Source organism: Deinococcus sedimenti (genome assembly GCF_014648135.1).
Classification (GTDB): domain Bacteria; phylum Deinococcota; class Deinococci; order Deinococcales; family Deinococcaceae; genus Deinococcus; species Deinococcus sedimenti.
On record NZ_BMQN01000026.1, the window covers coordinates 1 to 26,153 of the forward strand.

Genomic DNA, 26,153 nt, shown 5'->3' on the forward strand with positions numbered 1-26,153 from the left:
CGGCTCCTCGGAATGCCGTTCTCAACTGCCAGCACGTCAGTTTCCCGAAGTGTCAGGTGCTGAGGCCTGATCCAGAACGTGGGCATCAAGTACGACCGCCTCTGGATGGACGGCCCACTCCTCAAGTTCGAAGGCGTGGTCGTGGCCACCACGCAGGGCCGGGACCTTCAGGCCGTGCTCGACGCCGGGGTGAAGGTCGGGATGAGCACCAACGTGCGTGGCAGCGCCCGGTACCTGCCGGCCAAGGAAGTGGACCCGGAATGGCCGGACCCGGAGGAAACCATTCAGGTCGTCAATGACGACGCGCGACTCATCACGATCGACGCCGTGATGGGGCCAGCTGACCTCGCCGGGGAGCTGAACGCGGCCGACAGCGTCAGGGAGGAGGATCACGTGAAAGACCTTGCGGAGCTGAAAGCGAAGTACCCCGCGCTGTACGACCAGGCCGTCGCAGCTGGGAAGCAGGAGGCCGGGGCGAACACCCTGGAAGATCAGCTGGCATCCGAACGCACCGCGCGTCTCGCCCTGGAAAAGAAGATCCAGGATGACGGGCGCAAGGCTATCGCTACGAAGGCCCTGACCGACGCCAACCTGCCCAAGCTGGGCAAGTCTGGGGACATCGATCTGGACGCCCGCTTCGAGAAGCGCGTCACGGACGCGGCCCTGCGCGCTGAGAACGAGGACGAAGCCCGTGCCGAAGTGGCGGCCCTGATCGCCGAGCGCAAGGTGAACACCGGCGCGGCGCAGGACGAGGCGAACAACCCCGGCCTGGACACCACGACTACCGTGCAGGACGGCAAGAAGACCACCGGCAAGAGCCGCAGCACGTTCAGCGCGGCCCGCCGCTCGTTCGGCCTGTAACCCCGGCCCTTCACCCTCACATCACCCCATAGGAGGGGCACACCATGGCGAAGAACCTCAACCGCACCGCGAAAGGCAACATCAGCCTCGCGATGCCCGTCCCCGCCGGCACCAAGAGCGGCGACGTCGTCCTGATCAACACCAAGGGCCTCAAGGGCTGGGCGCAGACCGACCGCGCCACGGCCGCCACCGTCGCGGACGGCACGGCTGCCCCTGGTCTCGCCGATGGGCAGGCCACCGTCGAGCTGATCGGCATCAGCACCAGCGTGAACCTGCCTGTCGCCGGGGCAGGCTCGGCAGGCGACAAGGTCTACAAGGTCGCGGCGGACGGCACGTACAGCGGCGTCGCCAGCGGCAACGCCCTGATCGGGTACGCCCTGGCCGACTGGACGGACGGCAAGGTCACGCCCGTCGGCCTCACCAACGCCTGACCGGCCCTCATCCCTTCACCGCCCGGCCTGAGCGCCGGGCTTCTTCATGCCCCAAGGAGGGCCATTCATGTCCAAGACCCTACTCCTGAAAATGCAGCTCGCCGAAGCCAAAGGCGAGATTCCCACCGGTACCGCGCAGGCCGCCACCGACGCCGTGATCGTCGAGGCGGGCACCCGCGCGTTCTACCAGGGCTACCACGGCGCGCAGAACGTGGCCGACGCGTACGCGGCCGTCCGCGCCGAGCGCGCCACGCTGAGTGACGCCCAGGTCGAAGCGCAGGTCGAGTCCCTCGCTGACGAGTTCATCGACAGCATTGGCCCGCTGATGGCCGCGCAGCGCCTCACCGACACGCACACCACCAGCGACCTGCCGCTGGCCCTGGCCAACCTGCGCCAGCGCACGCTGCTGCCCGCATACCAGGGGCCGATCAGCAACTGGCGCTCCTTCGCCCGTGTGATCACCGTGCCGGACTTCAAGACCATCCGCACGATGCGCCTCAGCGAGATGGGCGAACTGGCCCTGCGCCCCGAGAAGGAAGACGTCCAGTACGCCACCTTCAGCGAGGCAGAGGGCGGGTACCGCGTCGCGAACTACGAGAAGGCTCTCTCGTACACGTGGGAGATGAGCCAGAACGACGAGGTGGGCGTGTTCACGCGCGGCCTGGAAAGCCTGGGCCGCGGCGCCGGACGCACCGAAGCCATCGTGGTGTTCAAGGCCATCCTCGACGGCCTGAGCAGCGGGAAGATCACCGTGGCCGGGGACGGCTCTGGCGCGCCCACCATCGACACCATCAAGAAGCTGCGCGCCAAGTTCGCTGCCCGCACCTTCAAGGACGGGGACGGCAACGATCTGGAGTACGGCGTCGACATCACCGACATCATCTTCGGCACGGCCAACCGGGACGCGTTCAACCTGGCGAACACTCAGGAGTACGAGGACGCCCGCAGCGGCCGCACCCCGAACATCCTGCGCGGCGCTTTCACGCTGCACCTCGAGCGCCTGTGGAGCCGCGTGTTCGGTCAGGATTACGTGGCGTTCGACCGCATGGTCGACTGGCTGGAAGTGGCGTTCCTGGACGGCTTCGCAGGCGGACCGCTGACGTACACGGAGATGCCCACGACGCGCGAGTACCAGGATCAGGGCAGCTTCCGGAACCACAGCTTCGCGGTGAAGGTCGGTCACGTGCTGGGCGCCCGAGTCGTGGACCCGAACGGTGCCGTGCTCGTGCAGGGCAGCTGAGCGAGGGGGTGACCCATGGCCCTGAGCGCAGATGACCTGAAGCGGCTGCGGGTGCTGGTCACCCCCGCCGCCTGGGCCGCCCACGAAGCCCTGGACTCCACTGAGCAGGTGGATGCGGAGCTGGCCTTCGAGGTGCACGGCGACGTGCGGCTCGTGGCGGCCGACATCCTCGAAATGGTGTGCCTGAAGGCGCGCGGCGCGGCCCTCACAGCGCCCGGCAAGAAGCGCCTGAAGGTGGGCAAAATCGAGATCGAGAAGGCCGCCACCGGCACGGTCAGCGCCGCCAATGCGGACGCGTGGTGCACCCTGGCCGGACGCCTGCGCGATCAGGCCGCCGGGAGTGGCGTCCCCGGCCCGGCGCTGGTGGGCTGGGACGAATGTGAGGTGTGGCCATGACTGGCGTGCTGACCGCTGAGTTCCAGGCAGAGCGTCCCGAACTGGACGAGCTGTATGCCGAGCTCGGGCAGACCGTCGAGGTGTTCCGCGCGCAGGTGCGGCCCGCTGATCCTGGGGCACTCCCGCCTCCGGATCTGGACGAGTCCGGCATGCCCGTCACGCCACCCCCGGCCGATCCCACGCCCGCCACGCCCGGCGCCGGGGTCTCCCTGGGCAGCTGGCCGTGTGTGGCCTACCAGCTGGACGCGCAGGACCGCGCCACCATCGGCGGGGACACCGCGCTGCCGCTCTGGGAAGGGGTCATCCACTGGAGTGCCCCTCTGCACGAACCCGGTCTGATCCTCGTGATCAGTGGGGGAGAGCTGCCCAGCCCGGTCACCTTGAAGCCTATCGGGGACATCGTGGACGAGGGCACCCAGCGCGTCGCGTGGTCGTTCACGGCCCGCGCCACCGATGGGCGCAGCGCATGACTCGTCTGACGCTGCACCCGGATGCTGAGGAGCGGCTGCGTCGGTACCTGCAACCCGCGCTGGAAGTGATCGCTCAGGAGACCCTGACCTTCCTCCGGGAGAAGCTCAATCAGCCGGGTGAAGGCATCCACCACCCTGGCCTGCCCAACCCCAGCAGCAACCCCGGCGAGTACCCGGCCAAGCAGAGCGGCGCCCTGCTGGCCTGCCTCGGCAAAGAGCAGCTGGCTGACGGCGCCTGGGTCGTGGGCGCGCTGAACAGTGTCGCCCCCGTCCCACCCGAAGCTTGGGCGCTGGAATTCCCCGAGCCGCCCCGCTCCCCGATCAACCGCACCACTGATCACGGTGCCCGCCCCTGGCTCTCCAAGGCCCTGGGGGACACCGAGCTGCACAGCCGCCTCCGCGCGGCCCTGAACGCCCTGCAGTGAACTCCACTCACAGGAGGTGACCCGCTCTGACCCTCGATCAACTCCTCGCGCAGCTGGGCGTGGCCCTGGCCCGGGACGACACCGGCGCCGTGGCCAGCCACATGATCCCGGAGCCACTTCCACCCACCGGGACGATCTACGCCGTGACCAGCGACACCGGGGACAGCCTGGTCAGCCAGTTGCACGGCGCGCAGGAGCGGCAGCGCCTGGTGCTCGTGATGCTCTACGGCGCCCCGCCCACCGCTGCCGGGAAGACGCAACTCGACCTTCTCCTCGCGCACCTGAAGCGGCGCGCGGGCGAGGTGGACCGGCACCCCACCCTCAAGCTCCGCCGCGGCGGCGCCAGTCCCGCCGACGGGATGCCCACCCGCTTCGACGCCGCCACCCGCACGCACTACGCGGGGCAGCGGTTCGCCCTCACGTACCTGCAAGTCCACTAAGGAGAATCATCATGGCTCAAGGCGATCTACCCGCAACTCTGCCCGCCGATACCACCCCCAACGCCTACAGCGGCACCAAGCTCATGACGTATCTGCTGGCGGTCGGGGCGACGACCATCGTGCCGAATACCACGCTGACCAACACGACTGCTGTCGCCGCCAACGCCACCAGCATGACCATCAGCGCGCCCAGCAGCGTGGCCATCCCCAGTGGCACCGTGCTGACCTTCGGCACCACCCAGGTCACCACCACCGCCGCCGCGACCGTCACGAACGCCGGGACCGCTGTGGCCATCCAGGCCGCGCCGGCTGCTGTGGCTGCGAACACCACGGCGACGTACACCAACCTGCTGGAAGTGCCGATCGCGGAGGAGAGCAACCCTACCCTCACGGACCAGGAAGAAACCATCAACGTGCACGGCCGCATCACGCCCATCCGCGTGGTGAACGGGAAGGACATGACGGCCAGCATCAAGACGCTGGGCGGCATCGACGACCCCGTGGTCAAGCGCCTGATCACGAAGGGCATGAGCATCAGCCCGAACAACCGGGAGCGCATCCTGTGGCTGTACCCCGATGGCTTCGCGCTGCTCGCCACGGTGAACATCGGTGCGCCCACCCGGCAGGCTGCCGCCGGGAGCACCCAGCGTGTGATGGTCAGCGCGAACCTCTCGGGCGGCCTGTACTGGGCGAACCTGAACGACACCACGCCCGAGTGGAAGCCGGTCAACGGCAACTGAACCCCTGACGGGAGGTGAGTCATGCAAACCGAACCACTGATCGTGCTGGGGGAGCGTGGCCGCCTCCCCCAACTGGCCCTGCTGGGCTGCACCGTGTTCGAGGACCGCATCGAGGCGAAGGGGTTCATCCTGTACGCGCCTCTGAAGCGGGGCCGCACCCTGGCCCGCATGCAGAAAGCCACGCACGGCTGGACCGTACCGCGCGGCGCTCTGCTGGCCCGCGCCCCACGCCTCCCGGACCCGCAGGTCAGCCTGCACGCGGGCCTGACCCTCCCACTCGCCCGAAGGGGACGCTGAATGACGTACGACGATTTGAAGCAGCGCCACAACGAAAGAATGGCCGCCCCAGAGGCAGCCCTTGGGGAACCCAACCCCGACTTCACCGACCCCTTCGGACCCCTCAGCGTCCCGTACCTCGCGCCCAGCTGGCGGGAACTGGGCCTCGTGCGCAGCCTCGGCCAGCTGGAACTGGACACGCAAGCGCAGGTGATCTACACCCTGCTGGCGCGCCGCCTGCCGGACCTGACGTTCGACGAGTTCCTAGACCTGACCGCCCCGGAGCACTTCAGCCCCTGGTGGCAGGCCACCCGCGCGCCCATCCCACCGGATCAGGAGGGAGGCGATAGCGGCCCCCCTTCGACTGGGCGGGTGCCCTCGCGGCTCTCGCCCTGGCGTGCCCGGCTGTCCGGTGGATCGACGCCCCCCTCGACCGCGTCCAACATGCCCTCACCACCCTGACCGCCGGGGAGCAGCGCCAGTGGCAGCGGCAGGTCTGGGCGGGCGCGATCGCCTGGGGTGCAGAGCCGCCGAAGGACCTGAACGCGCGGATCCTCCCGGACTTCACGGACCGCACCCGCCCGGCCACGCTTCGGGCCGTGCCGTACCCGGTGCCGCGCGACGTGGCGGCCGGATTGAGTGCGGCCATGAGGGCAGGCCTACTCCAAGGCCCGGCGTGGACGTCTTGGCCTGCCGCACGAGACGGCCGCCCGCTCATTCAGGTGTGGGACGGCATCGCGCTGTCCGGCGGGTTGGAGTGAGGCAAACGAGCCGCCTGTGACAACATGGGCGGTTTAAGCTGCGGGAGTGAAACCAATCATCCTGTTGGCCGCCCTTCTCGCATCGGTGGCATTGGCAGACGTTCGTGTTCCAAACACAAAAGTTTCTTATCGCCTAGCGCTTGATCCAATGACTGATCGCAACGCAAGCATGGTTTTCATTGACGCTGCCGAAGATTCCTCTGGTCAGACCTACGTTGCATTCAAGTGTGATGCGGGTACGCCTTGGTTTGGACTGTACACGCGCACCCCTCTTTCAAGTCGGGTGGATGTGGAAATGGGATCTAGCCTTCCTATTTATTACAGGGTAGATAGCGACCCTATAGATAGTATCGATACATTTCCTAGGTATAGCGACAAGACTGGGCAGATAACCATATCGGAAGCTTTTCAGAGAGACAGCATGGCCATGCTTTACGCCTTTTTGTCCGCCAAAACTCGCGTGATGGTCCGCTTTAATCATTACACTGGCCGCCAGATTACTTATACTTTCCCTGCTGCGGGTTTTGGAAAGGCCTTCCAATCAATAAAGAGCTGTCGATAAGGTTCCCTTCAACAGTAAGCACACCGCCCCCAGTGGGCGGTTTTTCATTCCCCATTCAGGAGGTGACCCCCCATGACGAACCCCACCAGCCTCGGCAGCCTAGTTGTCTCTCCCGCGATCGACGACTCCCGCTTCTGGGCGGATTTTGCTCGCCTGCAGCAGCAGGTGGAACGCGAAGGTGTGAAGCTCCACGTGGATGACCGGGCCGCGCTGTCCGCCACGGACCGCGTCAAGAAGGACCTGGAAGCCCTGGGCAGCCTGACGGGCAAGCAGGCAGGCGAACAGGCCCGCGCCGCAAAGGTGCTGGGCGCTCAATATCAGGCCAGCGCGAAGGCCCTTCAGGAACAGAACGCGGCTGTCGTGGCTGGCTACCGCAGCCAGACCGCTGCGAGCCGGGCCGAGGTCGCCGCGGCCCAGGAACGTGCCGCGCGGATCCGGGAGCAGCAGGCTCAGATCCGGCTGACCTCCCAACTGGCCGCTCAGGCCCGCCGTGAGGAAGAGCAGCGCTACGCGGCCAGCATCAACGCCCTGAACAATGAGCAGCGGGCGTACCGCAATCTCTGGCAGTCCCGTCAGCTCAGTGACGATCAGGTCATCGAAGCCCAGCGCCGCATCCACGCTCAGGCACTCCTTCAAGCGCAGGCCGTAGACAAGCAGAGCGACGCCTACCGGCGGTTGACCCAGGTGGCTGCTGCCGCTCAGCGGACCATGGACAGCGCCCAGGGCATCAACACCCCGGGCGGGTTCTCTTCCGGCGTGCAGCAGGGCATCTTCTCGGCCCTGGGCAACCTCGGGCCGTTCGGGCAGCTGGCCGAGCAGCTGGCCGGCATCTACCAGCAGTACCGGGCCGCGCAGTCCGAGATGAAGGATGCCGGGCAGGACGTGGGCCGCGCCGCGGGTGAGGGCGTCACCGAAGGAATCAAGTCCCGCCAGGACGAGGTCAAGAAAGCCGGTGAGGCGACAGGCACTGCCGTCGAGAAGGGCCTGAAGGATGCCCTGGACATCCGCAGCCCCAGCCGCGTGCTGCGCCAGGTGGGGGTCTGGGGCGCTGACGGGCTCATTGATGGCCTGAAAGCCCGGTATGGAGAGGCGTTGCAGGCCGGTCGCAACCTCGCCATGCAGGTGCAGCGCGGGGCACAGAGCGTGAACCTGGGCAGCTCATTCGGCATCACAGGCGGCTCCGGGCTGGGATTTTTCAGCGGCGTGGGCAGCACGGCCAGCAGCGGCGGGTCCGGGGTGGCTCAGGCCGCTGCGAATACGAAAGACGCCGTCGACGCCCTGAACGACCTACCTGCCGCCGCGAAACAGGCGGAGCTCGGTGCGGCCGGGGTGGAGATCGCAGCCGAAGGGATGGGTGGCGCCGTCGAGACCGCCGCTGGGCATGTCGAGGCCCTCCGTGAAGCCCACCAGCAGGCCGATCCAGCAGCGCGCGCGACGGCACTGTCCGAGGCGCGTAACGCCATCGCGATCAGCGTCACGACGGCCGCCGTCGGCGCCCTCGCGTACGCCATGGTGACGGGCGCACAGAAGGCCGCCGAGTACGAGCAGGGACTCGCTGAAATCAGTCTCCTGACCGACAAGCTGCCCAGTCAGCTGGGCGACGTGGGCCTCGGCATCCTGAAAGTCGGCTCCGACGTTCACAAGAGCTTCGGTGAACTGAAGGAGGCGTACGAGGAGATCCTCGGGGCCAGCGTGAAGGGCACTGAGGATGATTCAGCTGCCCTGAGCTTCCTGGCCCGCAGCGCCAACCTGGCCAAAGCCACCCGCGAAGAGACGAAGGTGGCAGCGGACGCCCTGACCAGCCTGCTGAACGCGTACAGCCAAGACGCCACGCAGGCCGGGCGAGCCAGTGACCTGCTGTGGGCCAGCATCAGCGCCGGTAAGGTCAAACTGGGCGAGATTGCCAGCAGCCTGGGCGCAACGGCCGGTCAGGCCGCAGCACTCAACGTCCCCATGGATGAGCTCCTGGGCGCCATGGCGCTGCTCACCACGCGAGGCATCCCGGCCAGCACGGCCCTCGAGTACATCCGCAGCGCCCTGGCCAACGTTCAGAAGCCCAGCAAGGAAGCACGGGACCTCGCCAAGAGCCTGGGCATCGAATTCAGTGCCACCAGCCTCAAGAGCATGGGTCTGGTCAAGTTCCTCGATCAGCTGGGACGTGGCGTGGGGGACAACAGCGAAGCCCTCGCCACTCTGATCGGCGACGTGGGCGGCCTGCAGGCCGTCATCGGCCTCCTGAATGGCGGGCTGAGCGACACCGACGGAATCCTGAGCAAGGTCCGCAACAGCACTGGCGAACTCGACCGGCAGGTGGCCAAGCTCAAGGGCACCGCTGAAGACAGCGTCAACAACTTCAACGCGGCGTGGGAGCGCACCCAGATCCTGTTCAGCCGTGGGCTTCTGAACTCGTTCACGACCTTCCTCGACAAGGGCATCAACCCCGTCCTCAAGGCGATTGGTGACATGCGCACGGAGCTCGAGGGGCTGCAAGATCCCAGGGAGATCAAGGCCACTCTGAAGATCGACTGGTCGAAAGATGACGCCACCACCATGGCGTACAAGCTGATCGCCGGTGGGATTCAGGGCATCAAGGAAGCCACCTCACTGGCCAGCGCCGCCGCTTCCGTTCCGACGCGGGCGGCCTTCGACGTGATGGGCCAGTTGGATCAGCGGCAGGCCGCAGTGGATCTGCGTGAGCAGCTGGTGGCGTCCGGCCTGATGGCGGGTGGGGCGGAGAAGTACGTCAAGCAGATCGACGCGATCATGGCCGATTACGCCACGTACCTGAAGATGTACACCGACCTGGTCCAGAAGGGGGCGCAGGCTCTCGGCAAGCCGGGAAGTAGCAATACCCCTCTCAGCGGGGAAGGCCCGCTGCTCCCCGGGCAGACCCGTACGACAGACGTGAGCGGCCTGGCGATCGTCGCCGGAACCGGTATGTCCGGGCGCACGCGCGGTACGCCCTACAACCAGACGTACGGCCCGAATGGCAGCTGGGGCCGTCACGTCGGCGAGGATTTCTTCGCGCCGGTCGGCACGCCCGTCTACGCGCCCTTCACGGGGTACGCCAGCGTCCGGCAGGACAAGGCACAGGGCAACATCGTGGATCTGTTCGACGCAGCTGGCCGCCGCCTCACCATGATTCACCTCCAGAAGTATGCGGACGGCTTGGTGGAGGCCATCAGCAAGTCCAATGGTCGACTCCTGGTCAAACAGGGGGAACTGCTGGCCACGGTTGGACAGACCGGCACGGCCGCGCATGCCGAGCTTGGCGCGAAGAACAGCCACCTGCACCTGCACGCCACGAACGCCGCCGGTCAGATGGTGGATCCGTTCGGGCAGACCTACCAGGGCGTGAATGCCGGTACTCCCTGGGGCTCTCCCGCAAGCGGCGCAAAACCGACCGCACAAGAGAAGTCCTTCGAGGCTTACGTCAAGGAAGCGCAACGCCTGACCGACGCCGTCGAGAAGTACGCGCCCAGCGGCTCTGCCCCAAACAAGGACCGGTGGCTGGTGGCCAGCGCACAACTGAAGAAATTCACGGCTGACAACGAACTGGCCGCCCAGGCGATGGAGTGGGTCAACCTGGAAGCTGGGAAATCCAAGAAGGCCGTGTCGGAGTATGGGCAGACCTTCGACAAGCTCAAGGGCCAGCTCGACATCACGTCCAGCCTGGATAACCTGGGCCGCCCGGCGGCGGACATCACCTCGCGCCTGGACACCATCCGGCAACAGGCGCTCGCCGGTGCCGAGGCGGAAAAGAAGCGCTGGGGTGAAACGGCCAAGTACAAGGCCCTCCTCGATCTCGCCGGGGACGCCGCGAAGAAGCTGGACCAGGTGCGGGGCCGCAAGGCCGACCTCACGCCCCTGCAGCGTGAACAGCAGCAGCAACAGGACGCTGTGGCGCAGCAGCGCATGGAGGCGAGCCTGCGCGCGTCCAGTGCCAAGCGCCTCCAACAGCTGGTCGACGGCGGGGTGACGTCGGAGGTCAGCCTCGCGAAGTGGCAGGCGGCCCAGGCAGAGATCAAACGCCGCCAGGACGCCCAGGACAAGGACGACAAGAAACGGGAAGAAGACCGCAAGGTGGCGGGGCAGAACCGCCTCGCCGCGGAGCGGGCCCTGGCCGACGGGCAGTTCGAACTGGCTAGCCGCACCGCCGGACTCGTGATCACGACCTACGAGCGTCAGGTGAAGGGTGCCGGAGAGAGTGCGGCCGCACGTCTCGACATCGAGGAGCGGCTGGGGGCGGACGTCCTCGCGGCCCGGGAGACTCAGGCCCGCGTGGCGGCCCAGCAGGAGAAGACCCGCCTGGAACGTGAGCGCAACACTGCCGTGAACGCCACGGGGCTGACCCTGTCCCAGCGGCAGAAGCTCTGGAACCAGTACGGCGACAAGATCCGGCAGGTGGACGCCGACCTGGCCGAAACGCTGGTCGGCATTCAGGACGACGCCACCCGGCAGATGGCTGATCTCCAGCAGCGGGCCTTCAGCGAGGAAAACGTCGGCAAGGCGGAGGCGTACGCGGACCGGCTGCGGGCCACGATCGCCAGCCTGCCCGGGCAGAGCAAAGAAGGGCTGCTCACCATCTACAGCGAGGCCCGTGCCACCCGAGATCAGGAACTGCTGAAGGCGGTGTACGAGGAGTGGGAACGCCGACGCCTGGACGAGGAAGAGGGGCAGCGCGTCATCTTCGAGCTGCAGGCCCAGGCCAACACCGCCCTGGCCGAAGGGGCCAAGAAGGTTGCCGATGAACTGGCCGCAGCTGGTGACTCGGACGGGGCGCTGGCTACCCTGGAAAACGCTTTGGACGGGGTGATGGACGCAGCCCAGCGGGGCGAGGATGCCGCGGATGCCATCAACCTGCTGACCGATGCCATCAACGGCCTGACCGGCAACACCGCCCTGACGGAGGAGTTCAACACCTTCGTGGCCGGGCTGTCGGGCACGATCGACGAACAGATCGGTCAGGTGGTCGACCGCCTCGAGGAGGTCACCGACCCGGCCATGCGCGCCAAGCTGCAGGGCCTGCTCAAGGACCTGCGGGCCGACATGCCCAAGTACGCCGACCCGTACGCGGCGGGCTACGTGCCCGGCACCAACGGCTTCGTCTCCACCGGGGACGCGCCAGATCTGGAAGAAGTGGCCAGCGCCCGGGACCTCGGGACGCTGCTGAACGAAACCACCGACCCCGCGCAGGTGCAGGCCCTCATGGGTGAAGTGGTGGACCTGCTGGCCAGCGAGATCGGGCAGCGCCTCCCCGACACCATCCGCACCGGGCTGGAGGAAAGCGTCAAAGGGGCGCAGGGGTACCTGGACGCCCTGGCCCAGATCACGGAGGACGGGATCGTGGACGGCTGGGAACGGGCCGGGAAGGTGGCGCTGCAGAACCCGCTGCCCACGAACCGCTTCTCGGACTTCAGCACCCAGATCTTCGCGCTGGGGGCGGACGGCCTGAGTGATCCCACCCAGTACGACGCGCTGACCAGTTCCCTGCAACAGGCCCGGGCGGCCAGCCAACTGACCGAGGCGGATCTTCAGAATCTGCTGGCGCTGATCGAGGAGCTCCGCAATCCCAAGACTCCTGAGATCGGGAAGGCCTTCGACCTGAACCAGTGGCAGGCCGACATCCAGACCCTTACCGACGACTTCGACAGTGGGCGCCTGACCGCCGGTGAGTACTCGTCCGGCCTTCGCGAAGCGTCGATGCAGCTGAACGACCTGGCGGACGAAGCCGAGCGGATGGGGAACTTGAAGCTGGCCGGTCAGTTCCGAGATTTGGCAGGCAGCCTGCGGGCCATGACCCCGGAGATCGCGGGACTGCTCAAGGGGCTCGGGAAGGCGCAGGAATACGCCGGGTACATCCAGGACCTGGCGGGCGCGTTCAGTGCCCTGGCTGAGGCGACAGGAAAAGAGGACCTCGCCGCGAACCTGAACGGGCTGGGCAACCTGGCTGGGAAGGTGGCGGCCCTGGCTGGGGACGTCATGCGGATCATCGCCAACCCGGCCGACGTGGGCGCGTGGGTCGGCGCCATCACCAAGGTCATCTCCGGGATCGCTGAAGCCATGAACGGGTACCGCCAGGCGTACGCCCAGGCGAAGCAGATGCAGGACGAGTTCAACAAGCGCTTCACGCTGATCGACGGCAACGACTTCGCGAAGACCACCGTGCGGTCCAGGGGCTGGCTCGCCGACACGTTCGGGGGCGGGCCCGAGGTGAAGCAAGTCGTGGACGAGTTCGGGTTGAAGATCGCGCAGGCCATTGAGGGCGGGGTGATGGGCGGCATCAAGAACGGCATGAAGCAGGCCCTGACCACTGGGGACTGGACGAACTTCAGCAACACCTTCCGCGAGAGTGCGTACAGCGGCGTGGTGGACGGGTTGATCGAGGCGATCTTCAACGACGCGTTGAAAACCATCCTGGCGCCGGGCATCAAGGCACTGACCGACGCCGCGAAGACCCCAGGGACCGAGGATGACGCGGCGGCCGTGGCAGCCTTCGAGGCAGGCATCGTGGCCGCCGAGCAGTTCCTGACTACCACCGGGCAGGCCATCCAGCCCAGCCTGGACCGCCTCCGGAACAACCTGGGCATCACGACGCCCAGCAACACGGGTGGGGTGGACACCACCGGCCTGAGCACCCTGCCAGAGCCCATCCAGTTCGAGCTGGCCACTCCGCTGCTCGAAGGGGTGCGCGGGCTGAAAGAGGCGGGGAACGTGTTGCTGGAAGGCGCCACGATCATCCGGGACGCGGCGAAGGCGGGCTTTCGCGTCACGGTGCAACAGGAACAGACCAGCAGCAGCTACCGCAGCACCACCGGCACGCTGGTGTGAATCAGTGGAACAGTTCCCGGATCCCCTGACCCAGCAGGATCAGCAGGCCTCTCAGTCCTAGACCTGCGGCGGCAGCGGCCTCTTCAGGCCGCTGTTTCCAGACCCGTTCAAAGATCCAGCCATAGACCAGCAGGGCCGTTAACGCTACCAGCAGCACACCCACGATCAATACCACGGTCATACCGCTTCTACGCGAGCCTGAACTCGCAAGTTCCCTGGAGGCTCAATGGAAGAGTACCGAATCCGCGTGCTGTCCCCGGACGGCACGGAGAAACACGTTCGTGAGCTGGACCCGCCCAGCGGCACGCCCCTGTACCTCGTGGGTGGGCCACGCCGCATGGAAGTCGGGCCCCTCGGAGACTGCCGGGAGGCCACCTTCGAGGGTGACCCGGCCACCCTGGGCATCGGGCCGCGCGACACCGTGCAGGTCCAGTACCGGACCGGCCACGGAGTGTGGCTGAACCGGTACGCGGGCACGGCCGTGATCACCGGCAGTACACGCAGCGAGGTGGGCCGCTACAAGCTGCAGGGCCTGCGCTACAAGCGCCTGATCGAGATCGAGGTCCGGACCCTGCTCCTCGAGGCGGACCTGGGCGCGCAGGTGCGGCAGCTGTTCGTCGACGTGATCGCGTCCGGCCAGCTGGGCAGCACCCTGCTCCCGCCCACCACGGCCACCATCCCGGACCTGAACATCACCAGCGCGGCGATCCAGGGGAACTTCTGGCCCGCCGCGAAGCTGATCGATGAGCGGCTCAAGGGCCGCAGTCGACAGACCCGCACGTACCTGAATCCGGACGGCAGCACCCAGGCGAAGGACGTGAATCCCGACTGGGGCGTGAACGCCGACCTGCGCCCCACGTTCGGGTACCCGACCGGCACGCTGGTGATCGACGAGGCCACCTTCGGCGTCGAGATCGACGGGCTGGACACGGACAGCAGCACGCTCGTCACGGACGTCCGGGTGGTCTTCGCGCAGACGCTGGGCGCGCAGGGCCTCACCAACGCAGCCGACGGCACGGGGAACCACCAGTACCAGGACGTGAAGACGCCTCTGACCTACCCGATCAGCGTGGCGCCCCGCACGTTCGGGGAGGCGTGGCGCGGCCTGCCGCTGCCCGTTGAGGCCAGCCTGTTCGAACGTCTCCCGGCCAGCACAGCTCAGGCCTTCGCCACCGGGTTCATCCGGCAAGGGGCTCCGGACCCGCCGAACATCACGCCGACGGTGACGGGCAACTGGAGCGCCCTGTGGGACGGGGACGCACTGACCACGGTCACGATCGGCCCGCCTCCAGACGTGACGGTGAGCACCTACACCGTGCAGCTGACCTTCCCGGACGCCACGCCCCTGCCGGACGGCTGGGAGGCGAGGGCCACAGGTGGGTCGATCTCGCAGCTGACGGTCGAGGCCCGGGACGGCCTGGTGCAACCCAACGGCGGCAGTCACACCGCCTCCGCGACGGTGAATGGCCCGAACACTCCAACCGGCCTGGCTCTCCTGGGTGACGCGACGCGGGCCCGCCTGGCGGCTGTCTGGACGCAGGGCGGCGGCTGGCCAGGCGGGAAGACGGTGTACTTCCAGATCACCCCGGCGGACCCGCAGCAGCCCGTGGTGCTGAGCGCCGGGACGCTGGTGCGGGCCAATCCAGCCCTGCTGGACGCCAGCGCGACGCCCCTGGCCCGCATTCCGACCCTGAACCCAGTCACGGCCCGGCTGCCCGGCTGGAATTACAGCCCGGCGGCCACCGCGCAGCTGACCCTGCGGGATCCGCTTGGGAACGCTGTGGAGACCCGGGAGTTGCCCATCGAACTGCTCGTGTACGACACCAATGACGACGGCGAACTGTACACCGAGGTTCGCTGTGGGCAGCGCGACGAGGCGGAGGCCCTGAGCTTCACGTCCGCGATTGCTTCCCGGGATCAGAACGCCACGACCGATGCCGTGCAGGCCAGCACGTAAGGAGGACCATGACCCTACTCGCCCGCCTTCCGCCACTCCTGCCGGATACCACCCCGGCGGAACCGCTGCCCCCCTCCCTCGTGGTGGGGGGTGTGATCTTCCTGGCCAGCCAGGGACCGCATCCCATCAGCGTGACCCGCACGGCGCTGGACGTCACGCTGAACACCACGCCTCGCCAGACCGCCCGGGGGCGCACCTGGGCATCCGGCAGCCGGACGCAGAAGCCCGTGCAACTGCCGCTAACCTTCCGGGTCGAGGGGGAGGACACCTTCGACGTCGCCACCCGGGCGAAGCGCTGGCACGCCCTGGCACTCAGCGCCACTGAGTACGGCGAGGGAGCCAGCAGCCTGACCATCCTGGCGGTCCTGGATCACCAGGAGCCGTTCGGGGAGGGCCTGACCCGCACGTTCCGCGTGACGTACCTCGCCCGGGACGGTTCTTGGCGCCTGGACGATGACGACCCGAACCCCACCCCGCTGCCGGTGCAGGGCGTGCTGGGGAACTACCCGCTGGGCATGCTGTACGCCGACACGGAAGGCCCGAACTACTACGACGTGGAGCCGCTGGGCGGCATGAGCGTGGCGGACGCCCCACCGGACACGTTCACGCACCCGGACGCCGCCTTCACCTACTCACTGATCGAGGTCACTGATGACGAATCCAGTTAAGAAGCGCGTGGTCACGCTGGATGACCTGAACGTCCTGAACCAGAACGCCGCGTACGCCCGGCAGAAAGGCGAGGTTGCGGACGCAGCAGCCACGCGGGCCACGACAGCAGCGGAGCAGGCTGAGCAAGCCGCTGGGGCGCTGCCCAGCCTGACGGAAGCAGCGACCCTCCTGGGGAACGCTCGTGAAGCAGCCGGGTACGTGGCGCCCTTGGCCGCGGCGAAACAGCAGGCGGATCAGAACCACGTGCGAGCGACCTCGGATCACCAGCAGGTGAATAGTGCGCTGCTGGGCCTCACGGCCACGACCGAAGAACTGCGCGGTGTGGCCGCCACGTACAGCCTGGGCCGCGCTCCGCAGGCGGGCGACCCGGCGGGCACGTACCGCTGGGTGGACGGTGACGGCAACGTGGTGGACACCGCGTGGGACGGCGCCGCTGCAACGGGGCAGACCCTGGCGCTCACCACGACCGCCCAGGCGACCGTGATCGACGAACGCGCCCGCAGCCAGGGCCTCTACGCGCGGGCCATCAGCGGCATGCTCAGCCGCCCCGTGCGCACCCCGCAGCGGGTGCTGTTCATCGGGGACAGCATCACCGAGGGCTGGGACCAGCTCGACGGGCGGGACGCCTACGCGGCGCAGCTCGCGGCGGCCCTCCGGCTGCTGAACCCGGCTGTGGTGATCGCCAATTACGCACTGGGGGGGCGTGGCCTCTCCCATTACAACGACCCGAACTACAAGGGGCAGGCCGCCGAGCCCGCGAACATTGGCACCGGTTTCGGGCCCAGCTGGAACTTCGCGCGCCCCTGGGTGGTGGTCGGGAAGAGCTGGCGCGACCACGCCCGGGACTTCGCCCCCGACCTGACGGTCGTCGCCTTCGGGATGAACGAGGCCGGTGGGGCGGGCAGCGACGCGACCCACGCGGCCAACCTCCAGGCGGCCCTGGACGACACCGCGACGTGGCCCACGCCGCCCACTGCTGTTGTGGTGCCCACCTTCCTGCCGACCCCGTACCTCGACCGCTACGGGCAGCGGCAGGACGTCACGCAGGCGGTGGCGCGGGCGACGCGCGAGGTGGGCCGCACCCGTGGGCTCTACGTGGCGGACGCCAACCGCCTCGACGGCCTGCTGCGCCGCGGCGTGGACGACGTGGCGCGGGCCGCGCGCACCGAGGCCGACTGGGAGGGCTGGCCCGATGTGTGGGGTGCCGGCGCGGGCACGTGGGTGCACGCCGGGGACACCCTCACGCCGGGCAGTGGCGTGAGCGGATTCGCTGAGCGCACGGAGGCCCCCTTCTACAACGGCTCCATCAGCTTCAACGTGCGCCCCGCCGACCCTGGGGACAAGCTCTGGGTGGGCTACCGGCACAGCGATTCGCTGGGCGAGATGATCGTCCTGATCCACCCGACCGGCGGGTCGTTCGGGAGCGGCGCGATCGAGGTGTACACCGCGCCCGGCGCGCTGCTCACGCAGCAGAGCGGCCTGAACATCCCGGTCGGGGCGGAGACTCCTGTCCGGATCGTGGCGGACGGCAGCTGGCACGAGGTGTGGGTGGCGGGCGTGCGCGCGCTGCGCATCCAGACGTACCGCAACCTGCACGACGGGACCGTGCGGATGGGCCTGGACGCCCCGGGGCGGATGACCATGAAACACCTGCGGCTCACGTACCTCGACGCCCTGACCGCCGGGCCGATGTACACCGAGGATGAGCTGCTGGGCGTGTGGCCGAACGGCGAGAGTGACTCGGGGAACGCGATCAACCACCCGACCGGTGAGGGGCACGCGCTGATCCTGACGCCCGCGTTCCGGGGCCTGCTGGGCGCGGTCGTGCCGGACGCCACCGGCGGCGGCGGGGGCGGCGGTGGTGAGCTCGTCACGACCCCCGCGCGCCTGGCCGGGGTGCTGCCGGCGGGTGCCAACGCCGAGGTGTGGGCCGACGAGCTCGACAGCGGCCTGAGCGCCTACAACACGGCGGGCACGGTCACCGGGGGCGGCGGGACGGTCACGGTGGGCAACCCGGGCAGCACGGCGGAGGCGTCGTCGTTCATGCTCCACAAGACCCGGACCCTCCCCCGGGACGGCTCGCTGTTCGCCGAGGTGCGCGTCACCCTCAACGGCCAGTCCGAGTACGTCCGCAGCGGCCTGATCCTCAGCACGAGCAACAGCGTGCTCAACGGCTACTTCATCGTGTTCGAGGGGTCGGCCGTGGGGGGGGTCGGGCAGGCCGTCCGCATCCTGCGACTCACCAACGGGGCGCTCGGGTCCCTGAACCCCGACCGGTTCGCGGCGTTTGCGCACACCACGAACGCGCCGTACACCCTGAGCGTGCGTCCCACGGCCGCCAACCTGGAGGTGTACGTGGACGGGGTCAAGCTGCTCGACATCCCGGACGGCACCTTCGCTGGGCCGTACTACGTCGGGTACGCGCACAGCACGCCGGGCGGCGCCACCACGTTCGGCACCGTGGACCGGTTCGACCTGACGGCGGCGCTGGCCGGTGCGGGTCCGCTGCCGCTGGCGCTGACGGGCGTCCTGCCGGACGACCTGCTGATCGGCTGGCAGGACGCCGGGCGGGCCGGGCTGCTGCACGCCCTGTTCCCGGGCGTGACGGCGAGTGTTGCGGGCACCCTGGGGCGGGCCGTGACGTACCAGAGCGCCCAGGGCACCCTGCGGCTCGTGCCGGGCCTGGAGTGGCCGCCGGCGGGCGCGGGCCTCGCCAGGGGGGCGACCCTGACGCTCACCGAGGGCCTGCGCGCCGCCGGGCGCGTGGTGGGCTTCGCGGAGCGGGGGCAGGACCCCCAGATGCAGGCGTGGAACTACACGCACCAGGGCGAACCGCTGGGCATCACGGCAGTCAACCCCGCGACCGGTGAGGTGGCGATGACCTGCCAGAACGTGGCGCCCTGGGGGTTCGCGTGGGGCAGTCGTATGAAGTTCGACCCCCGCTTCGATTTCACGTTCAGTGCGGACGTGAAAACGGAGATCCTGAGCGGCACCCACTCGTTTGGCGCGTTGGTCGCGTTCTGCAGTGAGTACAACTACACCGGGCTGCTCCAGGCGAAGGACATCAGCACCTCGGCCCAGCCGGGCGTGCTCCACCACGAGACGTACGGCGATGAGGCCGGCGCGCTGTACCAGAACGTGCCCGGCGTGGTGAACCAGAACGAGTACCACCGCCTGCGCCTCGCCTACGTGGCCGCCACGCAGAGCATGCGGTACTACGTGGACGACGTGCTGGTCGCCACGAAAACCTGGGCGGCGCAGGGCGCGGTGTGCATCTGGATCTGCTCGGTCAGCAACACCAATAACACAGCGGACGGCGTGTGCCGGATCACGTACCGCAACGTCGTCGGCGTGGGTACGCCGGTCCAGGGCGCGGTGGGGATCGACTCGCTCGTGCAGGAGGTGACGCGCGCCGCTGGGCAGGCCGTGGACAAGGAGGCTACGTCGGGCACGGGCCGCGACTTCATTACGGGTGCCGGCACGGCCGTCTCCCGAGTGATCACCCCGATCAACCCGGGCGACGGCTGGCGCGAGCTGGTGGTCGGCGGGACGGGACTCCTGAAGGTGCGCGTGGCGACACCGGACGGGACCGTGCTCCCGGACGGCGTGCTGGCGGGCAACGCGGCCGGATTCGGCCCGGGCGCGGTGGTGAGCCTGGCGGGCGTCCCGGTGGACGCGTACCCGGCCCTGACCCTCAGGGCGACGCTGGCGGCGGGGGACAAGCTCTATGAACTGCGGATCCGGTAGTGAACACGCCGCGTCCCTCCCCAGGGTCGCGGCGTGTCAGTTCACGGGTCGAGTTCTCCAACTCCGGGCCTGCGCCCACACCCTATCCCGCCCCAGCCCACCGGCCCTGGGGCGGAACTCATTCAGGCCGGAACCCGGGAGGCCCATGACGACACCTGATCCTCCGCAAGGAGCCCCATGAAAGACCCTCTCGTCGTACTGACGTGGATCGTCGGGGCCATGCTCCTGCTCGTGTTCGGCCGGTACGCGGCCACCGGGCAACTCGACGAGAAAGTCCTCACCGGGATGGGCACCATCCTGGGCGGCCTGATCACCGCGCTGGCCACGCGGAAAAAGGACGGTGACGACCATGACCCCCCCGGCTCTTGACCTGCTCGCAGCCCTCGCCCTCCTCACCTTCGTGAGCGGCATGGGGGGCGTCACGTACCGCGCCGTGCTGCTCCTGGTGCAGCTCATCCCCCCGAAACGTTGGTGGGTGCACCGCGGCACGCTGCTCGTGATTCTTGCCGTGGGGTACATGGCCCTGCTGATGCTGGACGTCCCGAGCGTCCTCGCGAACCTGCGCGGCGGGTTGGAGAGCGCCACCCCGCAAAGCGTCACGCGGACCCTGGTGTTCGCCGCGTGGCTGTGGACCCTGAACACGATTCTGCTCATGCTGGCGCGCGGCCAGCTGGGTGCACGCCCCAACATCTGGAGGAAACGGTGAACGGATCACTGACTGGACTGCTACTGCTCGCCACCTCACTCGGGGTGGCGAGCGTCACATGCTGGCGGCACTGCGCCACCCCAACCGGGCGGGTCCTGCCGGGCCTGCTGACCCTGGCGTACTACATGGCGCTGTGGTTCTGGCCTCACCCGGCCATCAAGGCCGCGGAGATCGGCGGGCCGCCCCCGGCCGTGGAGGAGCAGTTGCGCCTGGTGCTGCTGGGGCTGGCGATGATCGTCACCACGGCGAAGCTCAGCTGGCGGATCACGCAGGGCTGCGAGCGGGAACGCGCCCTGGAACGCCGGGTGCGGGAACTGGAGGGACGCAGTGTCGACTGATTTCGAGAAGGCCCACGAGTTCACGGCCCGCTGGGAAGGCGGGTACGTGAATCACTCGGCGGACAAGGGCGGCCCAACGAACCTGGGTGTGACTCAGACCGTATGGGAAAGCTGGTGCCGTGAGCGCGGTCTGCCCGTGAAACCCATGAAGTCGCTGGTCATGGCGGACGTGCTGCCGCTGTACGCAGCCCGGTACTGGCCCGCCGCGTCTGGACTGCCCTGGCCACTGTCGGGTGTCGCCTACGACATCGCCGTGAATCACGGCCCTGGCAACCTGCGCCTGATGCTGGGCGGCGTCCCCGCTGTGGGCACCCCTGCGGAGCGTGCGGCCCGGCTGATCGATGCGCGGGAGCAGTTCTTCCGGAACATCGTCAAGGCGCGGCCCAGTCAGGAGGTCTTCCTGAAGGGGTGGCTCAGGCGCGTGGCGGCCCAGCGTGACTGGCTCGCTGAGCAGGCGGCGCGTTCGGCCGTCCCGCGCGTGTTCCTGCGCGGCACCGGCGGCGAGAACGTCCTGTGGGACGGTAAGGCCACGATCTACAACGGCTCACGCCTGACCCTGTACCCGGACGGAGCCGTGCAGCTGGAACGCGAGTAGGCCCGCCGTGCCCCATGGGGCACTGACAATCCACCCTCTCACCGGCCCCCTGCGATGGGGGCCGCGCCCATTGAGGTCCCACATGAACCAGTTCACGATCCTGTCCGCCATCGTCGCCCTCGGTACCGCCACCCGCCCCGGAGCCGCGCTCGATGCCCACACCGTGCAGCCGTGGCTCGACAAGCACCTGCCCAATCTCGTCACGAAAGCGCAGGCCCTGCGCGACGGCGCGACGTGGACCGAGGTGGGCGCGCTGCTGGAAGCCGCGGTGCAGGCCGCCCAGGAACTCAAGCCGGTCCTGGCAGGCACGGCCCGCGCCGCGTTCGTCCTGGCCGTCGTGCAGTCCCTGGTGCGCGAGTTCGCCCCGCCCAGCGCCCAGTGGCTGCGCCTGCTGCTGGACAGCCCCATCGCGGCCCTGCTCGTCGAGATGGCCTTCAGGCGGCTGTTCCCGGGCGGATAAGGCACGGACAACTCAGGCGATCCGAAGAGGTATCTAAGGAATCTTCGATAGCCCATGAAAACTGCCCCCACCCTGGCCTGCGCTGGGGTGGGGGCAGTTCGTCGTTCTAGTCTTACTCGCAGGCCACCCCGTCGTTGTCTCGATCCAACTTCGGCGCGTACCCCGGCTGACCCCTGAGCAAGGGGGCTTTCCCGGCCGCGCGTACCGCGGCGCAATTCGCGTAGGTGACGCTGGACGTAGCCGGGGTGGCTGCTGAGGCAGGGGTGGGTGTCGCGGTCACCCTGGGCGTGCCGTTCGACGGTGGCGCCGCCGGGTTCTTCCGGTAATCCCACGGGTTCTGGAAAGTGCCGGCGTACAGGCCTTTCCCGGCACTCTTCGCCTGACTCGCCGCGCCGCTGTAGATTCCGCCCCCGTACTGGAGGTACGGCAATGCCCAGCCCTGCTGCACCAGCCAGCGGTTGATCTCTGTACCGCCGACGCTGCACACGCCGACCAAGCGCCCGTACCGATCCGTGTCTCGCCTCGTGCAGGTCACCGTCTTATTCCTGACCAGATCCGCTAGGGCGAACGCCGCCTCCCGCCCGCAGCCGTACGCCCGCCCGGCCCGCGTGCAGGTCTGACTGGATTCCGGCGCGTCGATGCCGTGCAAGCGTACCTTCACCCCCCGAACCTGCAGGGTGTCGCCATCCGTCACCGTCGGGATGCCGCTCACGCTGGCGGGCACCTGCGCCTCAGCGCCTCCAGCCAGGACCAGGATCAGCCCCCACTTACGCATGGGCCCGCCCGACACTCAGGTGCTGACTCAACACGTTTCGGAGCGAGGCGGGTGTGTGCACAATCTCGGCCCGTAGGCGGATCAGGGGTAGGCCAGCACTGCGGAACGCGACGTCCTTCACGGCGTCCCGGTACTGCTGCTGCGCGTTGTCATGGCTCGCGCCGTCCAGCTCGATGGCGAACACCGGGCGGTGCTCGGGCAGCGAGACCACCAGGAAGTCCACGTGCTTATCCCGCAGGCGCGCATAGGTGCCCTTCTGCTGACCGGGATGGCGGGTGGTAATGAAGAACAGGTCATTCAGCCGCACGTTCGGGAAGACGCGATACCCGCCGGGGAGACTGGTTTCCAGCGCGGCGAGGAACGCGGACTCACTGCGGGCTAGGAAGTGCTGCTTGATTCGCACCGGCAGTTCGTCCGGTACCCCAGCAGGCGTGGGAATGGACGTGACAGTCGTCGTCTCCATTTGCGCAGCGACCCGGCCACGAATTTCAGCGTCCAGACCTGGGAAGGGATCAGGAGTCACGGTTCGACTCGCGTTTACTGAGGAGGTGGCTCGCGTCGACCCACTGGGCCGTGATGTTGTGCGGTTCAGACTCGGTGACGGTGTGCTAAGGACTCGGCCGAGAACTTTCAGGACGCGTGGGGCGAGGACAATCCCTGCGCCAATACAAAGCCCTGTGAAGACCAGAGCAATCATCATGCCGAGAAGTTCCATGCGCGCAGCATGACAGGCACGATCATCACTCACGTCGCGATTTGACCGTCCCCTGCTGGGGGGTAATCTGGCCGGATGACGTTCCTTCCCGGCCGCCCACTTCCCACCGATCCACAGACCTCCTCAGAGCGCACCCTGTACCACGCGCAGCGGACGTCCGGAGAGATAGGCACCATGACCCGCGAGGGCGGCACGTGGCAGTGGCGGCAGCTGCGCGGCGACGGGCCGGACGCGTACGGCAGTGGTGGCTGGAACGACTTGAAGACCTGGCTGAGTGAATAGAAGAAGGCGACCCGAAGGCCGCCTTGATTTCTTAAATATAAAGCGGTATTCATTCCACGTCAACCCTATCCACCGGGTCCGGCGCATCAGCGGGCACGTGGTACGCCAGCGGGTACTTCTCCGCCCGCCACGACTCCGCAGTCCGCTCCCAGGTCATGGCCTGCCCCGTGAATGCCGGGATAGCCCGACGCGCCGCTGCCGCGTTGGCATACGGGCCTAGCTGCCGCACGATTTCACCCGTCTCCACATGACTGACGGTGACAAAGACCTTCGGCGTATGGCACGGCATGCCAGCAGGATAGGGGAGAACAGGTGTCCACACCCACCCTGTGGACACCTGGGGAATAACACTTAAACCGGACAACCGATATCCAACGGCTGCCGCAATGTTTCCAGCGCCTTGCGGCTGAACTCCGGGAACTCATCGAGAAAGAGGAGCCCCCGGTGGGCCAGACTCACCTCGCCCGGCCGGGGCACGCCCCCACCCCCGATCAGGCCCGCGTCCGACACCGTGTGATGCGGCGCGCGGTACGGCGGCTGCACGCTCAGACGACCCCGCGCCGTCAGCAGGCCCGCCGCCGAGTGGATGCGCGTCACCTCCAGCGCCTCCGCCCGCGTCAGCGGCGGCAGCAGCCCCGGTGCGCGGCGCGCCAGCATCGTCTTCCCGCTGCCCGGCGAGCCCACCAGCAGCAGGTTATGCCCCCCCGCCAGCGCGACCTCCAGCGCCCGCCGCGCCCCCGACTGCCCCTTCAGGTCCGCCAGATCCAGCAGCGCCTCCCCGTCCGGCGCGTCCGGCACCGGCGGGGGCGTCACCCCCAGCGGCGCCTGCCCCGTCAGGTGCCGCACCGCGTCCAGCAGCGACCCCGCCCCGAACACCCGCGCGTCCTCGATCATCGCCGCCTCCGCCGCGTTCCCCTCGGGCAGCAGCACCTCCGCGCCCAGCGACCCCGCCAGCAGCGCCAGATTCACCGCGCCCGCCACCGGCCGCAACGACCCGTCCAGCGCCAGCTCCCCCGCCACCAGCGTCCCCGCCAGCGCCCCCAGCGGCACGACCTCCTGCGCGGCCAGCACCCCCAACGCAATCGGCAGGTCATACAGCGGCCCCTCCTTCCGCAGATCCGCCGGGGCGAGATTCACCGTGATTCGCGCTGCCGGGAACGGCAACCCCGCGTTCCGGATGGCCGCCCGCACCCGTTCGCGTGCCTCACTGACCGACTGATCCGGCAGGCCCACCACCGTAAACGCAGGGAGGCCCGGCGAGACATCCACCTCGACCTCCACCGGCACCGCGTCCACCCCGAACAACGCCGCGCTCCGCACCCGCGCCAGCACTCACCGACCCCCAGAACGCCACATGTGACCCGCAGGCTAACAAGCCCGGAACCCCCAACGGACCGCACATCAGCGCAGAAATGGGGGTAGTAGATGGGGGAGAGACAGGTAAGCGAGACGTCCCTACCCTGGGTTGCGCTGGGGTGGGGACCGTTGCTGGCGAGCCTTGTACGACGCTCTGCCTCACTGAAGGTCACCGAAGTACACGAAGGTCTGTGGTGAAGGGGGCCCCAGGGCTGGAAATGTACCCAGGCGCGAAACAAGGATTGATGCTATGAAAGACGCATGAACGTGAATCGCCCCCGTCTCCTTGTGTTCCTTGTTTACTTCCTGGCTCTACAAGGGGGACTGTTGGCAAGTGGGGCCATTGTCGCGATGATTGAAGACGGTCCCTTGCCCCCCACCGGTTATCTGATCGGTATTTCTCTCACGCTCATTGGGGCAGGGTTCAGTACCGGACATCTTCGATTCTGATCGCCTGAGACGCAGTTCGCGGATTCCTGCTCTGGGTCACATCCGAAGCAGCAAAAGAGCGGCATCACCGGTCTGTGACGATCCACGATGCCGCTCCAGAACAGCCTACCCTTCTGCCCGATCTGTTGAAAGCCCGACTGCCCTTCTGACGTTCACCCTGTGATCGGTCCAGCCCGAATGAGCCCAGCGTACTTCAGCCCGCCAGTTGGCAGGCGAACTCATGTGGCGTGAGGTTCCCAAGAGAGCTGTGGGGACGGACGACGTTATAGTCCCGCCGCCAGATGGCGAGGCTGAGCCTCGCCTGCGGCACGCTCAAGAACCAGTGGACGTTCAGGAACTCGTCCCGCATGCGTCCGTTGAAGCTCTCGATATAGGCGTTCTGGACAGGCTTCCCAGGATCGATGAACTGATGGGTGATGCCCTGGATGTATGCCCACTGATCCAATGCCCGGCCCGTGAACTCCGGCCCGTTGTCGGTCAGCAGCACCTGTGGCTTGCCTCGTTCCTGGATCGCGTCTGCCAGCAGACGCGCCACCGTGGCCACTGGTATTGATGTTGACGCGTAGCTGAGCACGCATTCCCTCGTGCCGTCGTCCACAACGTTGAGGATTCGGAACCGTTGCCCGTTGGCCAACTGATCACTGACGAAGTCCAGGCTCCATCGCTCATT

General features: G+C 67.9%; 26 protein-coding genes. 21 read left to right on the plus strand and 5 right to left on the minus strand.

The annotated features are described in order from the left end of the window. Nucleotides 1-78: 78 nt before the first annotated feature. From IEY69_RS20140 to IEY69_RS20195, 12 genes are all read left to right on the plus strand, one after another. Nucleotides 79-861 carry a hypothetical protein gene (locus IEY69_RS20140; protein WP_189074877.1) on the plus strand — a complete coding sequence of 261 codons (783 nt, stop codon included), beginning with the start codon at nucleotides 79-81 and terminating at the stop codon, nucleotides 859-861. 44 nt (nucleotides 862-905) lie between these two features. Continuing rightward, nucleotides 906-1,292 carry a capsid cement protein gene (locus IEY69_RS20145; protein WP_189058620.1) on the plus strand — a complete coding sequence of 129 codons (387 nt, stop codon included), beginning with the start codon at nucleotides 906-908 and terminating at the stop codon, nucleotides 1,290-1,292. A gap of 67 nt (nucleotides 1,293-1,359) precedes the next feature. Next, on the plus strand, nucleotides 1,360-2,532 hold the full coding sequence (locus tag IEY69_RS20150) for a phage major capsid protein (RefSeq protein WP_189074878.1): 1,173 nt from the start codon (nucleotides 1,360-1,362) through the stop codon (nucleotides 2,530-2,532). A gap of 15 nt (nucleotides 2,533-2,547) precedes the next feature. After that, the gene (locus tag IEY69_RS20155) at nucleotides 2,548-2,928 is read left to right on the plus strand and encodes a hypothetical protein (RefSeq protein WP_189074879.1); all 381 of its coding nucleotides are present in this window, start codon (nucleotides 2,548-2,550) and stop codon (nucleotides 2,926-2,928) included. Then, nucleotides 2,925-3,398 (plus strand): hypothetical protein, encoded by a 474-nt coding sequence (locus IEY69_RS20160; protein ID WP_189074880.1) that lies wholly within the window; start codon nucleotides 2,925-2,927, stop codon nucleotides 3,396-3,398. Before IEY69_RS20155 ends, IEY69_RS20160 begins: the two co-directional genes overlap by 4 nt. Continuing rightward, a complete protein-coding gene (locus tag IEY69_RS20165) occupies nucleotides 3,395-3,823 on the plus strand; it encodes a hypothetical protein (RefSeq protein WP_189074881.1) in 429 nt (142 codons plus the stop codon). Before IEY69_RS20160 ends, IEY69_RS20165 begins: the two co-directional genes overlap by 4 nt. Before the next feature lie 59 nt (nucleotides 3,824-3,882). After that, nucleotides 3,883-4,263, plus strand: coding sequence for a hypothetical protein (locus IEY69_RS20170; protein WP_229784154.1), 381 nt, complete (start codon nucleotides 3,883-3,885; stop codon nucleotides 4,261-4,263). A gap of 11 nt (nucleotides 4,264-4,274) precedes the next feature. Further along, nucleotides 4,275-5,003 (plus strand): hypothetical protein, encoded by a 729-nt coding sequence (locus IEY69_RS20175; protein WP_189074882.1) that lies wholly within the window; start codon nucleotides 4,275-4,277, stop codon nucleotides 5,001-5,003. 21 nt (nucleotides 5,004-5,024) lie between these two features. Beyond that, nucleotides 5,025-5,300 (plus strand): hypothetical protein, encoded by a 276-nt coding sequence (locus IEY69_RS20180; RefSeq protein ID WP_189074883.1) that lies wholly within the window; start codon nucleotides 5,025-5,027, stop codon nucleotides 5,298-5,300. Continuing rightward, nucleotides 5,301-5,741: a hypothetical protein gene (locus IEY69_RS20185; RefSeq protein WP_189074884.1), complete on the plus strand. Its 441-nt coding sequence runs from the start codon at nucleotides 5,301-5,303 to the stop codon at nucleotides 5,739-5,741. It begins immediately after the preceding gene. Between the two features lie 345 nt (nucleotides 5,742-6,086). Then, nucleotides 6,087-6,602 carry a hypothetical protein gene (locus tag IEY69_RS20190; protein ID WP_189074885.1) on the plus strand — a complete coding sequence of 172 codons (516 nt, stop codon included), beginning with the start codon at nucleotides 6,087-6,089 and terminating at the stop codon, nucleotides 6,600-6,602. A 72-nt stretch (nucleotides 6,603-6,674) separates the two neighbouring features. Beyond that, the gene (locus IEY69_RS20195) at nucleotides 6,675-13,433 is read left to right on the plus strand and encodes a phage tail tape measure protein (protein WP_189074886.1); all 6,759 of its coding nucleotides are present in this window, start codon (nucleotides 6,675-6,677) and stop codon (nucleotides 13,431-13,433) included. A gap of 1 nt (nucleotide 13,434) precedes the next feature. On the opposite strand, the gene IEY69_RS20200 is transcribed toward IEY69_RS20195, so the two are convergent. After that, a complete protein-coding gene (locus IEY69_RS20200) occupies nucleotides 13,435-13,608 on the minus strand; it encodes a hypothetical protein (protein ID WP_189074887.1) in 174 nt (57 codons plus the stop codon). Between the two features lie 51 nt (nucleotides 13,609-13,659). On the opposite strand from IEY69_RS20200, the gene IEY69_RS20205 reads away from it, so the two are divergent. The 8 genes from IEY69_RS20205 to IEY69_RS20240 all read left to right on the plus strand — a co-directional run bounded on the left by IEY69_RS20205 (nucleotide 13,660) and on the right by IEY69_RS20240 (nucleotide 21,905). Next, nucleotides 13,660-15,390 (plus strand): hypothetical protein, encoded by a 1,731-nt coding sequence (locus IEY69_RS20205; protein WP_189074888.1) that lies wholly within the window; start codon nucleotides 13,660-13,662, stop codon nucleotides 15,388-15,390. Between the two features lie 8 nt (nucleotides 15,391-15,398). After that, complete coding sequence (locus tag IEY69_RS20210; RefSeq protein WP_189074889.1) at nucleotides 15,399-16,058, plus strand: hypothetical protein; 660 nt, start codon at nucleotides 15,399-15,401, stop codon at nucleotides 16,056-16,058. Continuing rightward, the gene (locus IEY69_RS20215; RefSeq protein ID WP_189074890.1) at nucleotides 16,042-19,806 is read left to right on the plus strand and encodes an SGNH/GDSL hydrolase family protein; all 3,765 of its coding nucleotides are present in this window, start codon (nucleotides 16,042-16,044) and stop codon (nucleotides 19,804-19,806) included. The genes IEY69_RS20210 and IEY69_RS20215 overlap by 17 nt, the downstream gene beginning before the upstream one ends. Nucleotides 19,807-19,983: 177 nt before the next feature. Then, nucleotides 19,984-20,175 carry a hypothetical protein gene (locus IEY69_RS20220; RefSeq protein ID WP_189074891.1) on the plus strand — a complete coding sequence of 64 codons (192 nt, stop codon included), beginning with the start codon at nucleotides 19,984-19,986 and terminating at the stop codon, nucleotides 20,173-20,175. Further along, on the plus strand, nucleotides 20,156-20,512 hold the full coding sequence (locus IEY69_RS20225) for a hypothetical protein (RefSeq protein WP_189074892.1): 357 nt from the start codon (nucleotides 20,156-20,158) through the stop codon (nucleotides 20,510-20,512). The genes IEY69_RS20220 and IEY69_RS20225 overlap by 20 nt, the downstream gene beginning before the upstream one ends. Then, nucleotides 20,509-20,850, plus strand: a complete 342-nt coding sequence (locus tag IEY69_RS20230; protein ID WP_189074893.1) for a hypothetical protein — start codon at nucleotides 20,509-20,511, stop codon at nucleotides 20,848-20,850. Before IEY69_RS20225 ends, IEY69_RS20230 begins: the two co-directional genes overlap by 4 nt. Next, complete coding sequence (locus IEY69_RS20235; RefSeq protein ID WP_189074894.1) at nucleotides 20,840-21,445, plus strand: glycoside hydrolase family 108 protein; 606 nt, start codon at nucleotides 20,840-20,842, stop codon at nucleotides 21,443-21,445. Before IEY69_RS20230 ends, IEY69_RS20235 begins: the two co-directional genes overlap by 11 nt. Before the next feature lie 82 nt (nucleotides 21,446-21,527). Then, complete coding sequence (locus IEY69_RS20240; protein ID WP_189074895.1) at nucleotides 21,528-21,905, plus strand: hypothetical protein; 378 nt, start codon at nucleotides 21,528-21,530, stop codon at nucleotides 21,903-21,905. A gap of 112 nt (nucleotides 21,906-22,017) precedes the next feature. Here the strand turns inward: IEY69_RS20240 and IEY69_RS20245 are convergent, their stop codons facing one another. Continuing rightward, nucleotides 22,018-22,680, minus strand: a complete 663-nt coding sequence (locus IEY69_RS20245; protein WP_189074896.1) for a thermonuclease family protein — start codon at nucleotides 22,678-22,680, stop codon at nucleotides 22,018-22,020. Continuing rightward, nucleotides 22,673-23,203: a DUF2726 domain-containing protein gene (locus IEY69_RS20250; RefSeq protein WP_229784155.1), complete on the minus strand. Its 531-nt coding sequence runs from the start codon at nucleotides 23,201-23,203 to the stop codon at nucleotides 22,673-22,675. Before IEY69_RS20250 ends, IEY69_RS20245 begins: the two co-directional genes overlap by 8 nt. Nucleotides 23,204-23,470: 267 nt before the next feature. Between IEY69_RS20250 and IEY69_RS20255 the strand changes: the two genes are divergently transcribed. Then, the gene (locus IEY69_RS20255; RefSeq protein WP_189074897.1) at nucleotides 23,471-23,677 is read left to right on the plus strand and encodes a hypothetical protein; all 207 of its coding nucleotides are present in this window, start codon (nucleotides 23,471-23,473) and stop codon (nucleotides 23,675-23,677) included. Between the two features lie 351 nt (nucleotides 23,678-24,028). On the opposite strand, the gene IEY69_RS20260 is transcribed toward IEY69_RS20255, so the two are convergent. Together IEY69_RS20260 and IEY69_RS20265 are read right to left on the minus strand one after the other, a co-directional pair. Continuing rightward, nucleotides 24,029-25,009 (minus strand): YifB family Mg chelatase-like AAA ATPase, encoded by a 981-nt coding sequence (locus tag IEY69_RS20260; protein WP_189074898.1) that lies wholly within the window; start codon nucleotides 25,007-25,009, stop codon nucleotides 24,029-24,031. 667 nt (nucleotides 25,010-25,676) lie between these two features. Beyond that, on the minus strand, nucleotides 25,677-26,153 hold a 477-nt coding region (locus tag IEY69_RS20265), incomplete at its 5' end, for an integrase core domain-containing protein (protein WP_189074899.1).

What these genes read in the sequence shown, in the direction of transcription:
- IEY69_RS20195 (WP_189074886.1), top strand. Translation starts at nt 6,675, where the DNA reads ATGACGAACCCCACCAGCCTCGGCAGCCTAGTTGTCTCTCCCGCGATC.
- IEY69_RS20205 (WP_189074888.1), top strand. Translation starts at nt 13,660, where the DNA reads ATGGAAGAGTACCGAATCCGCGTGCTGTCCCCGGACGGCACGGAGAAA.
- IEY69_RS20215 (WP_189074890.1), top strand. Translation starts at nt 16,042, where the DNA reads ATGACGAATCCAGTTAAGAAGCGCGTGGTCACGCTGGATGACCTGAAC.
- IEY69_RS20255 (WP_189074897.1), top strand. Translation starts at nt 23,471, where the DNA reads ATGACGTTCCTTCCCGGCCGCCCACTTCCCACCGATCCACAGACCTCC.
- IEY69_RS20165 (WP_189074881.1), top strand. Translation starts at nt 3,395, where the DNA reads ATGACTCGTCTGACGCTGCACCCGGATGCTGAGGAGCGGCTGCGTCGG.
- IEY69_RS20210 (WP_189074889.1), top strand. Translation starts at nt 15,399, where the DNA reads ATGACCCTACTCGCCCGCCTTCCGCCACTCCTGCCGGATACCACCCCG.
- IEY69_RS20175 (WP_189074882.1), top strand. Translation starts at nt 4,275, where the DNA reads ATGGCTCAAGGCGATCTACCCGCAACTCTGCCCGCCGATACCACCCCC.
- IEY69_RS20145 (WP_189058620.1), top strand. Translation starts at nt 906, where the DNA reads ATGGCGAAGAACCTCAACCGCACCGCGAAAGGCAACATCAGCCTCGCG.
- IEY69_RS20185 (WP_189074884.1), top strand. Translation starts at nt 5,301, where the DNA reads ATGACGTACGACGATTTGAAGCAGCGCCACAACGAAAGAATGGCCGCC.
- IEY69_RS20160 (WP_189074880.1), top strand. Translation starts at nt 2,925, where the DNA reads ATGACTGGCGTGCTGACCGCTGAGTTCCAGGCAGAGCGTCCCGAACTG.
- IEY69_RS20240 (WP_189074895.1), top strand. Translation starts at nt 21,528, where the DNA reads ATGAACCAGTTCACGATCCTGTCCGCCATCGTCGCCCTCGGTACCGCC.
- IEY69_RS20220 (WP_189074891.1), top strand. Translation starts at nt 19,984, where the DNA reads ATGAAAGACCCTCTCGTCGTACTGACGTGGATCGTCGGGGCCATGCTC.
- IEY69_RS20180 (WP_189074883.1), top strand. Translation starts at nt 5,025, where the DNA reads ATGCAAACCGAACCACTGATCGTGCTGGGGGAGCGTGGCCGCCTCCCC.
- IEY69_RS20245 (WP_189074896.1), bottom strand. Translation starts at nt 22,680, where the DNA reads ATGCGTAAGTGGGGGCTGATCCTGGTCCTGGCTGGAGGCGCTGAGGCG.
- IEY69_RS20155 (WP_189074879.1), top strand. Translation starts at nt 2,548, where the DNA reads ATGGCCCTGAGCGCAGATGACCTGAAGCGGCTGCGGGTGCTGGTCACC.
- IEY69_RS20225 (WP_189074892.1), top strand. Translation starts at nt 20,156, where the DNA reads ATGACCCCCCCGGCTCTTGACCTGCTCGCAGCCCTCGCCCTCCTCACC.
- IEY69_RS20150 (WP_189074878.1), top strand. Translation starts at nt 1,360, where the DNA reads ATGTCCAAGACCCTACTCCTGAAAATGCAGCTCGCCGAAGCCAAAGGC.